Source organism: Pectobacterium aroidearum (genome assembly GCF_015689195.1).
In the GTDB taxonomy this organism is placed as follows: domain Bacteria; phylum Pseudomonadota; class Gammaproteobacteria; order Enterobacterales; family Enterobacteriaceae; genus Pectobacterium; species Pectobacterium aroidearum.
Genome location: NZ_CP065044.1, coordinates 1,863,954 through 1,877,390, shown reverse-complemented (window position 1 = coordinate 1,877,390; position 13,437 = coordinate 1,863,954). Strand labels below are relative to the sequence as shown.

Here is a 13,437-nt window from a genome sequence, read left to right as displayed (position 1 = left end):
CCATTAATGCTTCTCTGGGGAGATTATTTTGCAGACCGGATTCATCAATAACTCACGCTGGCTGGATAAAACACGCGCAATCGTCATATTCGGCTCCATGCTGCTCGCCGCATTTCTGGTGATCAGTTGGACCAGTTATGAAGTGGCTAAGGAGTCACTGGAAGAAGAAATCGAAGAAAATACCCTGCCGCTGACCAGTGACAACGTCTACTCTGAAATCCAGCAGGATTTGTTAAAACCTATCTTTATTTCATCGCTGATGGCGCACGATACGTTTTTACGCGACTGGGTGCTAAAAAATGAAAGCGATCCGCAGGCTCTATTCCGCTATCTGAAAGAGATCGATCGCCGCTTCAACACCGTATTCTCTTTTTTCATTTCAGATAAAACCAAGCTCTACTACGATCAGCAGCGCATCCTGAAAACCGTCTCGGAATCCTCCCCCGACGATCAATGGTATTTCCAGCACAGAACGCTATCGGATGACATGCCTTATGTCGTCGATCTCCGCGTCGATCCTGAAAACCGTACGCGGCTGGACATTTTCATCAGCCATAAAGTCATGGATTATGAGGACAATTTTATTGGCATTACCGGCGTGGGTATTCCGGTTGAGCGCGTTAAGCATCTCATTGAAAAATACGAACAGCGTTATAACCGCACAATCTATTTCATTGATAAAGAAGGCAACATTACGCTACATGGGGAAAACTACACCCGCCCCTTGCAAATTCAGCAACAGCAGGGGCTGAACCGGATCGCGACCACGGTTTTAACCTCCCCCGGTGGAGCCTATGAATATCAGTCAAACGGGGAACATATTTTCCTCAACACCCGGCTAATCCCTGAATTCGGCTGGTATTTGATGGTGGAGCAAACCAGCCATCCCAGCGAAAAACGGCTATTCGCCACGCTGCTAAAAAATCTGGGTATCAGCACGTTCGTCAGCGTTCTCTTCCTGTTCCTGCTGTGGTTGACCATTGGCGGCTACCAGCGTCGTCTGGAACAGATGGCGACGACCGATAAACTAACGGGCCTCATGAACCGTCAGGCATTTGATTATCTATTCCGCCGTCTCGGTACGAAAAACGCCCTACAGCACAAATCGCTCTCTATCATTCTTATCGATATCGACCACTTTAAAAAAATCAATGACAAGTACGGCCACAACGTGGGAGATATGGTTTTAAAAGAAGTTTCCTCCATCCTATCGGCGAATACGCGCTCCAGCGATCAGTCCTGCCGTTGGGGAGGAGAAGAGTTCGTCATTTTGCTCGACGATTGCGACATCAACGCCGCGCAGCAACGTGCCGAAGCCCTGCGACACAATATTGAGATAACGCCTCTTCCCTACCGTGAAGGGATCATTCAGGTGACAGCCAGCTGCGGCGTTGCTGAATATCGGGCAGGTGAGACGCTCAGTATGCTGATCAACCGTGCCGATATCGCACTTTATCAGGCAAAACAGCAAGGACGTAATCAAGTGGTCAGCGCCATATAGCAACGGCGTATGTGAACAGGGATTGTGGCTAAATAGATAATGTGCCTGTATTTATTACACAGGCACATTTCAACAGGAAGCCGCCGTCATCAATAAGGCATCAACCGGATTATGTTCAGTTTCCCGTTTGGCGTTTCAGCGTAATCGAACAGGTATATCGGTCCGCCGGATGAATCGATACCGTGGTTTCAAAGACGTTTCCTGAGCGGTCCAGATAATGGCGAACTATCTTTAATGCCGGATAGCCTGCGTCAACGCCCAGCGTTTTCGCTATTTTAGCCGGTATGCTAACGGCAGAAATCGTCTGGCGCACCTCTTCCCCCTGTACGCCATAATGCTTTTCAATCAAATCGCTAATCAACGCAAACGGATCGCTGCGTACCAGACTTTTGACCTTGGCATAATCCGGGCTAACGTAGCTATCGGTCCAGCATATCGGGGCATCTTTTTTCTCGCTGTCTTCACGAATGCTGGCAATATGCAGCCAGCGATCGCCCGGCTTGCCACCGATAATCTTCGCCAGTTCAACATCCGCAACGACTTCATCAATCTTCTTCACTACGCGCAGGTTGTTCTTTGCCAGCACGAACAGATCTTCAAGGCTGGCCAGAGGGTGATTGCGTTCGCGCTTTTCATCGTTATCGACAACGACGGAACCCACGCCCTTGCGACGGGAGACCAAACCCGCTTCTGTCAGATCGCGCAGTGCCTCCCTTACGGTATGACGACTCACCTGATATTGCTCACAGAGCTCCAGCTCGGAGGGGAGCAACGAACCCGCAGGATAGCGGCCTAGCGTAATATTCTGGCTGAGTTCACGGGCAATGCGCTTATACAAGGGTTCTTTCATCGGCTCACGCTCTTAATCAATATTGATGCCCTGCATCACAAAATGACGTTCAACCACTTCCCTAACTTGTCCGTACATGTTGTTATTAGTTCAACATGTACGGACATTTAAACATGTCTGAACATTTGGTTTTTCAGGCCATGTCGCTACCAGGGAATCCTATCGCGGATACGGCCTGCATCTTATCACTAATACATTCGCTTCAGGAGGCATTATGGCTTCGAATGTGCTTGATTCAGTTCTATTCCGTGATTCATTTGGTACCCCGGAAATGCGGGCGATCTTCGATGACCGGGAACTCATCCGTAAGTATGTTGAAGTAGAAATCGCGCTGGCCAATGCGCAGGCACGCTGTGGCGTCATCCCCGAAGAAGCTGCCGCAGAAATCACAGCCAGCTGTAACGCCGACACGCTCGATTTTGAGCTGCTGCGCCACGAAACAGAAATTGTAGGCTACCCAATCCTGCCGCTGGTGCATCAAATCTCCAAACAGGCAGGTCACTCTGGCGGTTATGTGCACTGGGGCGCAACGACACAGGACATTATGGATACCGCCGTGGTGCTGCAAATCCGTGATGCATTCGCGTTAATTGAAGCAGATATTGATGCACTGCGTTCTATTCTGGCTGGACTGGCCGCACGCTACCGTAATACGCCCATGGCTGGGCGCACCCATTTACAGCAGGCGCTCCCGATTACGTTCGGCTATAAAGCCGCCATCTGGCTGGATATGTTTGACCGCCATGCAGAGCGTTTGGCACAGCTGCGCCCGCGTGTGCTGGTAGGCGAATTCGCAGGTGCAGCCGGCACACTGGCCTCGTTGGGTGATAAAGGACTCGCGGTACAAAAAGCCCTGATGGCCGAACTCGGCCTGGGCGTTCCTACCTCAACCTGGCATGTTGCCCGTGATGGATTTGCCGAAGCCGTCAACCTGCTGGCGGTCATCACGGGTTCGTTGGGCAAAATTGGTTACGACGTCATGCTGATGGCCTCCAACGAATTTGGCGAACTGTATGAACCGTTTGTCAAAGGCCGTGGAGCCAGCAGCACCATGCCGCAAAAGCGTAATCCCATCTCCAGCGAACTGATGCTGGCCTGCGCCAAAGGCGTTCGCCAACAGGCGGGGTTGATGCTGGATGCGATGGTCCAAGATCTGGAACGCGCCACGGGCCCCTGGCATGCAGAATGGATTGCCATTCCGGAAAGTTTCATTCTCTCCGCTGGCGCGCTTCATCAGGCCAAATTCATGCTGAACGGCTTGATTGTGGATGAGAAAATGATGCTGAAAAACCTCAACATGACCAACGGCCTGATTGTGGCTGAAGCCGTTATGATGGGGCTGGCACCGTATATTGGCCGTCAGGAAGCACACGACATCGTCTACGATGCCTGCCGCATCGTGAATGAGAAAGGCGGTACGCTGGCCGATGTGCTCAATGCTATGCCCAGTGTCTCCAGCCGACTCGATCCTAAATTAATCAACGATCTGACCAACCCCGTCAATTATTTGGGGAGCGCCCCTGAAATGGTGGATCAGGTATTAAATAAAACAGAAAGACACCATTAATCACCGGTGATTATCCGGTATCACCCTAACTAACAGACTGAGATCGAGACATTCCCAGACGCAAGATAATAACGCGTCTGGGCGGGCCTTCTGTTGCCGGGAATGATGGCGGATAACCATTACTTGCACGATTAAGGAGACGCTATGTCATCCGAATCATCCACCAAGAAAAAAATAGTCGCGGTTATTATTCCTCTCCTGCTAGGCCTGATTATCTGGTTTTCCCCGGTTCCTGATGGCCTCACGCCGCAGGCCTGGCATATGTTCGCGATTTTTGCCGCCACCATCGCCGCGATATTGACGCAGCCGCTGCCGTCGGGCGCAATCATGCTGCTCGTTCTTTGCGTGACCATCTTCACCGGTACCTTAACCGAAGCCAAAGCGCTAGCGGGTTTTTCCAGTGGCACTGTCTGGCTCATCTTCTGTGCCTACATCCTCTCTCTGGGGTTTGTGACGTCTGGGCTGGGAAAACGTATTGCCTATAAAATGCTGTCGCTATTCGGCGGAAGCAGTCTGGGAATCGCCTATTCACTGGGCGTTTCCGATCTCATCATGGCACCCGCCATGCCCTCCGTCACCGCGCGGTCGGGAGGCATTATCTTTCCTATCGCCCGTTCAATTAATGAAGTATTAGGTTCAACATCCGGCGTCAGCGGTAAAAAGATCGGGGACTTTCTGATCATGGTCTGTTTTCAGTTTACCCCGATCACCGGTGCCATTTTTCTTACCGGCATGGCCGCCAACCCACTCGTTGGCAGTCTGGCGAAAACCTCATTAGGCGTGGACATTACCTGGGGCGGCTGGTTTATTGCCGCCGTCGTCCCCGCCATGTGCTGTTTCTGCCTGATGCCGTTGCTGGTTTACAAAATACTGAATCCGGAACTGAAAAAAACGCCAGAAGCCAAAGAGATGGGACGTCAGTCGCTGGCGGAATTGGGAAGCATGAAACCGGCAGAGAAAAAAGTGGCCTTCGGCTTTGTTCTTGCGCTGCTTGGTTGGGGCACCAGCCTGATCACCGGTTTCTCCGCTACTTCCGTCGGGTTGGCCTTGGTCGCCTACCTGTTCGTTACGCAAGCCGTACAGTGGAAAGAAGTACTCAACGATCGCGCCGCATGGGATACGGTCATCTGGTTTAGCGTCATTATCAGCCTCGCCGCAGGGCTATCTGACCTGGGTTTCATTAAGTGGATGACCATTAAGCTGGGTAATTCCATACAGGGTTTTGGCGCGATGGAAACCTTTGTGATTCTCGGCATCCTGTATATTTATGTGCACTATCTGTTTGCTACCGCCTCTGGCCACGTCGCCGCACTCTATGCGCCCTTCGCCGCCACCGCAATAGCCGCAGGCGCGCCGCCCATGATGGTTGCCATCTGTTTTGGTATTTTTAGCAACCTGATGTGGGGAAATACCGAGTACGGCGGTGGCCCTGGCCCTATCTATTTTGCTCAGGGATATTTTGAACGGCACCGTTTCTATAAAATCAATTTCTGCATCGTCACGTTTAACGTCGCCCTGATTTTTATCGTCGGCTTAGTGTGGTGGAAATTGATTGGCTATTATTAATCACCAGCGTTACCCACGCGTAAAAATAACGGGGAGGTCATCTACCTCCCCGTTATTTCATCATCATCGTCAGACTCTCAGCTATTAAATGCCATCATCTTTCGTCTGTACCCAAAACGCATGTACCAGCCCGGGAAAATAGCCTAACAGCGTTAAAATAATATTCAGAATAAATTCCCCACCAACCCCTTTTCCCAATAACACGCCCAACGGTGGCAGAAGAATAGTTAAAACGATGCGCCAAAATCCCATATCAACCTCCGTAACGTGATAATTACTTTTGAAAATAGTTCAGCGTTCGGGATTTGTCAGTATTCACCGAAACAATTGGGATTAATCTTTGCCAAAGGCGGAAAGGTGCGCGGTATATGTACAATGGCGGTATAATCAATTCTCATGCGTAATGCCTGTTTATAAAGGATAAAGAATGAAAAAATTCGCCATTGCCCTCTTTGCTCTACTGCCCTTAACGCAAGCCGAAGCAGCGGACTGCGGCAACGCCAGCACACAGCTAGAAATGAGCCAGTGTGCTGCTGATGAGTATAAAAAAGTGGATGACGAGCTTAATCGACTTTATCAGGATGTTGCCAAGCGTCTGGTGATTGAAGAGCACAAACCATTACTCAAATCAGCCCAAAGAAAATGGATTGCCTATCGCGATGCTGACTGTGAGTTTCAGACCTTCCCAACAACAGGGGGATCGATCCATGGCATGCTGTATTCCCAGTGCCTGACGCAGAAAACTGCCGAGCGCGTAGAAGAATTCAAAAGCATGCTACGTTGTAAAGAAGGGGATTTGAGCTGCCCGCTTTAACCCACTGCCAAGTGTGGAAAGCGTCACAGACTAAACGCGTGGTAAGTGTTTGAATAGCTGGCGGAGAGAGGGGGATTTGAACCCCCGGTAGAGTTGCCCCTACTCCAGTTTTCGAGACTGGTCCGTTCAGCCGCTCCGGCATCTCTCCGTTTAGCAGTTGCCATGATGCCCGCTTTTACGGCATTTTAACAGCACGCGCCCTCGCCTTTAAATTCAAGTGACGACTTAACGAGCAATAACAATGATTAAATGGCCGTGGAAAAACTCTCAACCTCAGGTGCAGACGCTTGAACACTGGCAAGCTGCGATTTCCATCCCGCTTCTCGCACCCTTAAGCGATGAAGAACGCCAGCAACTGGTCACCCTTGCCGATCAGTTTCTGAAGCAAAAGCGCCTGATTCCGTTGCAGGAACTGGTGTTAACGGAAATCATGCAGCAGCGCATCGCCCTGTTGTTTTCCCTGCCGGTGCTGTCGTTGGGAATGGATGCGCTGGATGGCTTCCACGAAGTTTTGGTTTACCCCGGCCCGTTTATTGTCGAGGAAGAGTGGCAAGACGACATTGGGCTCGTGCATACGGGGAAAATGGTACAGTCCGGGCAAAGCTGGGATCAGGGGCCGATTGTCCTCAACTGGCAGGAAGTACAGGACTCCTTCGATCTCTCCGGTTTCAACCTCATCATTCATGAAGTCGCACACAAGCTGGATATTCGCAGCAGCGGCGAAGCAACGGGCGTTCCCTTGATCCCCTTGCGCGATATTGCTGTCTGGGAACAGCATCTGCACGGTGCGATGGATGCTTTGCAGGAAGAGATCGATCTGGTTGGCGAAGAAGCCGCCAGCATGGATCCCTACGCCGTCCACGATCCGGCAGAGTGCTTTGCGGTATTGTCAGAATACTTTTTCAGCGCGCCCGAACTGCTCGACGAGCGTTTCCCCGACCTGTACCGCTGCTTCCAAAAATTCTATCGACAAGATCCACTCGCTCGCCTGAAAAGCTGGCAAAGCAGCGTCAACTACCGTGCCCCATCCATTTACTAACTCATAAAAAAACAGCGAATTGTACACAGCCTAAACAGTCAGACGATAAAGCTGATTTTGCCGTTGACAGTACTGCGGGTGGCGGATATCATGCGCCCCGTTCACACGATTCCTCTGTAGTTCAGTCGGTAGAACGGCGGACTGTTAATCCGTATGTCACTGGTTCGAGTCCAGTCAGAGGAGCCAATTTAAAGAATGTAGATGCCTACGGGCGTCTACATTTTTGCATTTAATCAATTACTTGCCCCTCTTCTCTTGTCTACTAACATCCACTGAAAAATACCTGAATCCAACAGTTTTGTTGGTAGATTTCTTGGTAGTCCTGGTTTGATTTTCCTTATACCAACAAAAAGGAAAGAGAATCTATGTCACTTACTGACACCAAAGTAAAAAAAGCTAAACCTCTTGAGAAAGAATACAAGCTTACTGACGGTTTTGGTATGCACCTGCTTGTCCACCCGAACGGCTCTAAATACTGGCGACTTTCCTACCGCTTTGCGCAAAAGCAAAAACTGTTAGCGTTGGGCGTTTACCCTGCCATTTCTTTGACTGACGCAAGGGAGCGTCGTGATGAAGCGCGTAAGCTGATTGCTAATGGGATTGATCCCGGCGCTAAGAAAAAGGCAAGTATCAGGGATCAACCAGGAGCACAGGATGAATCACGTTCTTTTGCTGTGATGGCTCGTGCATGGGCAGAGACCAAAACCAAGTGGTCAGAAGACTACAAAGTTAAGGTCTGGAGACGCATTGAAAATTATCTTCTGCCTGATCTGGGAAAACGTGATGTATCAGAACTTGATACCAGTGATCTGCTAACCCCACTCAGAAAAGTTGAGAAATTAGGCTATCTCGACATCGCCATGCGGCTTAAACAATATACAACGTCGATCATGCGATACGCCGTCCAGCAGAAGATCATCAGTTACAACCCCGCTTATGATTTGGCAGGCACCGTCGAAAAAGGTGAGACAGCGCACCGCCCTTCTATCGAGATTTATGAAATTCCAGACCTCTTACAAAAGATCGACGACTACCATGGGCGGGGTCTTTTAACCGAATTGGCTATCAGACTCACATTATTGGTTTTTGTCAGGTCGAGTGAGTTGCGTTTTGCCCGATGGCATGAAATCGACTTCAAAAAATCTCTGTGGGTTATCCCTGAACAACGAAAGGAAGTTAAGGGGGTAAAATACTCTGGCCGTGGGGCAAAAATGAAGCGAAAGCATTTTGTTCCACTCTCCAGGCAAGCCGTGGAGATCTTAAAAGAGGTTAAGCAGATCACTTATGGTGAAAAAGCTGGCGACGGCTTTATTTTCACCGGGTTTTACGACAGTGATTCTGCGATGAGTTCAGGCACTATCAATAAAGCCCTTCAGCGCATGGGATATGACACCAAAACCGATCTGTGTGGGCATGGCTTTCGCACGTTAGCCTGTAGTGCATTAACGGAATCTGGATTATGGTCGGAAGACACGGTCGAGCTTCAAATGAGCCATAAAGAGAAAAACACGGTTAGATCTGCTTATACCCATAAAGTCAGCCATCTTGACCAGCGCAAACTGATGCTGCAATGGTGGGCGGATTTTCTGGATGCGAACCGCAATGGAGTAGTTAGCCCGTTTGAGTTTGCACAGAAAGGATAGATTTTACGGCCAAGGATGGCTAGATTGTCTTATCACCTTGGTTCATTGCTTTGCATTCTCAGTTTCTAAACAGTAACGGCGTTGACTTATCGATAGGTTTTACCAGGGTAATAGGGTTATGAACAGCATGACCGTCATTGCTCATCATATGGTTAAAAGCCAAGATCATGATTTCATCGGTATGCCCTGCCTGATATCGGTTACCGATAGATTCTAATGCGGAGCAACCCTCAGAAATCAATCCCTGTGATTTACCTTCGATAGTCATGTATGCATAATTAGCCATATAAGTTTCCTTTTCAATGGTTTGCGCTTTGCATATTATCGCTAATGAACACTCAAGACCATTGATGCAATTATAATGATTAGGATGGTATGGATATCAAAGAGCTCAGCGAATCGATTTTCTCATTCGTAAACTATGATGGACGTTCCCTGTTGACTGAGAACGAAATAACCCTAATATACGAGCTTAAGAAGCAGCTTCTTGGTAGTGAAGTTGAGCCTCGTGATATTTTTGTTGAAATGTATTTAAAGCACTATAAACATTAGACTATGAATCACCCGCAGAGCGTTTTAACCAATGTGTTGCATCCATCGGTTGAACTCACAGCCAAAAGCAGTCATTGCTAACACTCGCTTTAGTCAATAAGTGAGCAGCAGTGCAGTCTTTTATGATACAAATTTATAGAAACTACCATTACCAACTAAAAGGATGTTGTATGTTATTACCCAATAAACTTCAAAATAAAAAATATACCTTCTACTATGATGAATCTAACAACGTAAGAAAATTGGCTTTGTCAGATAAGATTGACGGATACAATATTGAACATGACGAAGATAAGTATTCAAGTTTAAACTTTGTTTTAGGTGGAGTGGTACATTTAAATGACTCATCTACGGCTGATTTCGATGCGCTTAAAAAATCCATTATGCTTCAACCTACAGCGAAAGAGATCAAGAGAGACCATGTAGCCACTGGCGACTTCATCTTTATGCTTAACTCTCGAAAACTTAAAGGGCTGTTTGAATGGCTGCTACAAAGCGATCTCTATGTTCAATATTTTAATCTCAATATGGAGTACTGGGCTTACCTTGATATTATTGAAGACTGCGTTCTATTCTGCCTTGAAAAGAAACTTCTTAGTTTTAATTCTTTAGAACATTGTCGGCATTACCAAGATGTCCACAAAGATGAATTATATAAAGTAGTCTCCTCTAATAGAGAAAAGTTCATAAGATTCCTAAAATGCTATGATTACCCATATTTTACAGGGAAAGAAAAAAACTTTCTTCAAGAGCTACATGATATAGTTCTTGAGCACTACAACACCCTTCGTTATAAGCCTCTTGTTACACAAGATGAAAAACTACACATGGATAGCCTCAGAGAGCTACTTGAAATGTGTATTGAAAACGAAATGGAGGATTTCACTCTTACCACAGACTTTAGATATGAAGCTAAAGAAGATAAATCTAAAGCCAGTGAAGATGAAGGTCAGGATGATAGTAGTGATAACTATTTAGTGGATGCTTTTGCTGTCTTCTATCGATATCGTGGCATGGATTTTCCTAATAGTAAGCACATTTTTGATGTTGAAGAGGTTGTAAAAGAGAGCTTTGAATCTTCGCTCCCGCATGATGAAGAATTGGTAAAGCTTGACTATCAGTTTGATGTTTCGCACGATAATTTATTTATTCAAGTGAGTGATGTTGTTGCCGGAGTTTTCCAGAAATACTTTGCCTATTTGAATGCCAATCGCATAGAAGACATAAAAAATGTTCGTGACAACCTCAACCCAATACAAAAAGCCAATCTTGAGCTTTTTAGAAAACTTATTAACAAGTCAGACAGTGAAAATAAACAGCTTTTGTTTTATGTAATGTCTATGCGTGAGCATGAAAAACATTATCAATTTACATTTGCTTGATAAAAAGGGGTGAACCCCCTTCTTTCTTTACCTACACATTTATCTAATAACCTTTAATTTGATATTTCGGATATCCGCTTCTCGCTCTTAGCTGACTCTTAGACTGAGGAACTGCTATTCGAAATCAGGTATTTCCGTCATCTATCCCAATCACACAATATAGATATAACCTATAGCCAGAGTTATCTCTGGCTATTATCAGATAGCATAATCACTTTCTAAAGCGAGAAAACGCTCCATCACTTCCTTTTGGTGCTATCCAAAAGACTCTTTTGACACCACGGGTGATGGCAACATATGCAAGACGATAAGACTCATCGACCATAGCTTGATCATATGATTGATGAAAGCATTCTACGTGTCTGTAGATCTCATTTCTAAGCGCATGGCAGGTAAGAGCTTTGCAAACATCAAAAATGAAAAAAACTTCACCTTGTAGTCCTTTTGCTGAATGAATAATAGTGAGAAATTTAATCCATATATAGAGCCATATTCTTTAGCGTAGATTATCAATTATTTTCAAGAATAAAGGCTGAAAATCATGTCGCTTCGGCAAAGGCTGATTATCATCGGGATGATGAAATGCTCCCAAACTCATTTTTCCATAAAAAATCCTATCCTGTTCAATAAAATCATTAAACTGTTTTTTTAACACATCCCTATATTGAGGTAAAATCAATAATTCTAATTTTTCAACAACAATTTTCATTCTCTCATAGCATCTCGAATTATATGCTTCCATATTTATAGCAAAATATGCGTTATCTATTTTCTCAACGCCACTACTATATAACTCACCAGCTAATTTAAAAAACATCTCATCACTATTCCTCACTTCATCCTGAAATTCTAAAATAAGAGATAAAACTTTATCTCTACGCCATTCATTTTGGGATTTAACTCTGCTGACGTGGTTGTTAATTGCAGCAACAAAAATAACAACAAGTGCAGAAATAAAAGCCGCAATTACAGCACCACTCAGAATAAACTTAAACTCCATGATTAACCTTAATAGTTAGTTTCGGTTGTTAAAAATATATACGAGATGTAGAATTAAAACTTCAGATGAAAACACCTAGTTATAATGAAAAATTTAGGGAGAATGGTTTTATCCTCCCTTATCTTTATTTTTCCTCTCCATCAACTGTAACTATTTCATCATCAGTGTCGATCTTAGATTTTTTGTCCTTTGCGTCATCTTGTTTTTTTCGCTGCAAACCTAATCTTTGTAAAACACCATCGACTCTCTCCCCACCAGAATTAATAAAGTCCTTAAAGTTTTCAGAAGAAATAATTTCCATCATAGGAGATGAGTGGGAGGCTTCTTCAACAAATCGTAAAGGTGGCTCTTCTAACCTGGTCAACGCATTACCAAATAACCTTTGGGCAAAGCCATCATCTAACTGAATGGCTTCTCTTCTATACCCTTCATAAGCTTTAGAAACTGATGCTTTAAACTCATAGTCTTCGGCAAGCTTAAATCTCTGCCCTATTTGCTTTGTTGCCAACCAAGCAAACCATAGCGGCGCACCAACACTAAATGCAGAGAGAAATATTTGTATTATCATCTTAAATATAGATGTATCTGATGATGAAAAATAACTTTCTAATGCCTGTAATCTAAAATATCCAACGACAGCCCCTAAAATCAAAGCACAAATTAACCCACCGACCCAATATCGAATACTTACATTCAATTTAATTGCTTTATCTTCAAAAGCCCCTGCAAGTCCTTTAGAGGTCGTAGTCCTGAATGCTTCTTCACATTTATCTATATATACTTCAGCCTCATTCTTAAGACCATCCATATACTCTTTAGCTTCGTTCTCAATATTTGATTTCAACTCCTTTATTTCAGAATGAAAACGTTCTATTTCTTTATGAAGTTTATCTGAATTATCGTAGGCTTGTTGAGTAAGAGAGAAATTTTCTTCTGAAAATATCTTTATATTATCAATTTCTTCTTTTATATCCCTTAAATTCTTTAAGGTTGTAGGAAGTCCCTCCGCTGCATCATACGCTTCGTTAATAGTATCTATTTTTTCGTCAATATTTCCTGACTTACCTTGGATTTCATCTAGCTTAGAATTATAAAGATCTAATCTATTTATTATTTTTTTTGGCAGTAAATCTTTATTAGCTAATACTTCAAAAGAAAAAAGATCATTGATGCCATTACTAATAAATAGCATCGACAGTAAAAAAGAGTAAATAGCAGGGGCAGAAACGTTTGCATTACCATTTATGAGATAAGGAATATTTTTTTTAGAGTTATCAATCGCTAGTATGAAATATTCTATGTACGTAATATCATCTTCGGTTGGAATATATTTTTTAAATCGAGAAACCTTATCTGATAACTCTTTTGGAAAGAAAACGATATCACTAGAGTTGAGGAAAGGAAAATTATAATCACCATTGTCAATTAAGTTATCTAGGGGAAATTTCAACTCTTTCAATGCTGTATGCAGTCCTTCAAGCTTTTCTTGAAGCTGTATCAACTTTTCATGCACGATTATCTTC

At 44.9% G+C, this 13,437-nt stretch carries 13 protein-coding genes and 2 tRNA genes; 8 read left to right on the top strand and 7 right to left on the bottom strand.

The window, feature by feature from the left end; genetic code table 11:
• Nucleotides 1-28: 28 nt before the first annotated feature.
• Nucleotides 29-1,501, top strand: a complete 1,473-nt coding sequence (locus I2D83_RS08440) for a sensor domain-containing diguanylate cyclase (protein WP_205947913.1) — start codon at nt 29-31, stop codon at nt 1,499-1,501.
• Between the two features lie 115 nt (nt 1,502-1,616).
• Here I2D83_RS08440 and I2D83_RS08435 read toward each other — a convergent pair whose 3' ends face one another.
• Entirely contained in the window at nt 1,617-2,351 is a 735-nt protein-coding gene (locus I2D83_RS08435) for a GntR family transcriptional regulator (protein WP_180777103.1), read from the bottom strand.
• 214 nt (nt 2,352-2,565) lie between these two features.
• Between I2D83_RS08435 and pcaB the strand changes: the two genes are divergently transcribed.
• Both pcaB and I2D83_RS08425 read left to right on the top strand, forming a co-directional pair.
• Nucleotides 2,566-3,918: a 3-carboxy-cis,cis-muconate cycloisomerase gene (gene pcaB / locus I2D83_RS08430; RefSeq protein WP_205947912.1), complete on the top strand. Its 1,353-nt coding sequence runs from the start codon at nt 2,566-2,568 to the stop codon at nt 3,916-3,918.
• Nucleotides 3,919-4,062: 144 nt separating this feature from the next.
• Nucleotides 4,063-5,484, top strand: coding sequence for a DASS family sodium-coupled anion symporter (locus I2D83_RS08425; RefSeq protein WP_205947911.1), 1,422 nt, complete (start codon nt 4,063-4,065; stop codon nt 5,482-5,484).
• Nucleotides 5,485-5,568: 84 nt separating this feature from the next.
• Here I2D83_RS08425 and I2D83_RS08420 read toward each other — a convergent pair whose 3' ends face one another.
• On the bottom strand, nt 5,569-5,736 hold the full coding sequence (locus I2D83_RS08420; protein WP_205947910.1) for a YqaE/Pmp3 family membrane protein: 168 nt from the start codon (nt 5,734-5,736) through the stop codon (nt 5,569-5,571).
• 175 nt (nt 5,737-5,911) lie between these two features.
• On the opposite strand from I2D83_RS08420, the gene I2D83_RS08415 reads away from it, so the two are divergent.
• Nucleotides 5,912-6,298 carry a lysozyme inhibitor LprI family protein gene (locus tag I2D83_RS08415; protein WP_015839750.1) on the top strand — a complete coding sequence of 129 codons (387 nt, stop codon included), beginning with the start codon at nt 5,912-5,914 and terminating at the stop codon, nt 6,296-6,298.
• Between the two features lie 58 nt (nt 6,299-6,356).
• Here I2D83_RS08415 and I2D83_RS08410 read toward each other — a convergent pair.
• Nucleotides 6,357-6,446 (bottom strand) — tRNA-Ser (locus tag I2D83_RS08410).
• 93 nt (nt 6,447-6,539) lie between these two features.
• On the opposite strand from I2D83_RS08410, the gene mtfA reads away from it, so the two are divergent.
• The 3 genes from mtfA to I2D83_RS08395 all read left to right on the top strand — a co-directional run bounded on the left by mtfA (nt 6,540) and on the right by I2D83_RS08395 (nt 8,980).
• A complete protein-coding gene (gene mtfA / locus I2D83_RS08405) occupies nt 6,540-7,337 on the top strand; it encodes a DgsA anti-repressor MtfA (RefSeq protein WP_205947909.1) in 798 nt (265 codons plus the stop codon).
• A gap of 110 nt (nt 7,338-7,447) precedes the next feature.
• A tRNA-Asn gene (locus I2D83_RS08400) sits at nt 7,448-7,523 on the top strand.
• A gap of 179 nt (nt 7,524-7,702) precedes the next feature.
• Nucleotides 7,703-8,980 carry a tyrosine-type recombinase/integrase gene (locus tag I2D83_RS08395; protein ID WP_103808513.1) on the top strand — a complete coding sequence of 426 codons (1,278 nt, stop codon included), beginning with the start codon at nt 7,703-7,705 and terminating at the stop codon, nt 8,978-8,980.
• Nucleotides 8,981-9,038: 58 nt separating this feature from the next.
• Here the strand turns inward: I2D83_RS08395 and tssD are convergent, their stop codons facing one another.
• Nucleotides 9,039-9,266, bottom strand: a complete 228-nt coding sequence (tssD, locus tag I2D83_RS08390) for a type VI secretion system tube protein TssD (protein WP_241007289.1) — start codon at nt 9,264-9,266, stop codon at nt 9,039-9,041.
• A 436-nt stretch (nt 9,267-9,702) separates the two neighbouring features.
• Between tssD and I2D83_RS08385 the strand changes: the two genes are divergently transcribed.
• A complete protein-coding gene (locus tag I2D83_RS08385; protein ID WP_205947908.1) occupies nt 9,703-10,914 on the top strand; it encodes a DUF3800 domain-containing protein in 1,212 nt (403 codons plus the stop codon).
• A gap of 211 nt (nt 10,915-11,125) precedes the next feature.
• On the opposite strand, the gene I2D83_RS22570 is transcribed toward I2D83_RS08385, so the two are convergent.
• The 3 genes from I2D83_RS22570 to I2D83_RS08370 form a co-directional block, all read right to left on the bottom strand.
• The gene (locus tag I2D83_RS22570; RefSeq protein WP_420851271.1) at nt 11,126-11,332 is read right to left on the bottom strand and encodes a hypothetical protein; all 207 of its coding nucleotides are present in this window, start codon (nt 11,330-11,332) and stop codon (nt 11,126-11,128) included.
• Between the two features lie 78 nt (nt 11,333-11,410).
• A complete protein-coding gene (locus tag I2D83_RS08375) occupies nt 11,411-11,914 on the bottom strand; it encodes a hypothetical protein (protein WP_205947907.1) in 504 nt (167 codons plus the stop codon).
• 124 nt (nt 11,915-12,038) lie between these two features.
• Nucleotides 12,039-13,427, bottom strand: coding sequence for a coiled-coil domain-containing protein (locus I2D83_RS08370; protein ID WP_205947906.1), 1,389 nt, complete (start codon nt 13,425-13,427; stop codon nt 12,039-12,041).
• Nucleotides 13,428-13,437 lie beyond the last annotated feature (10 nt).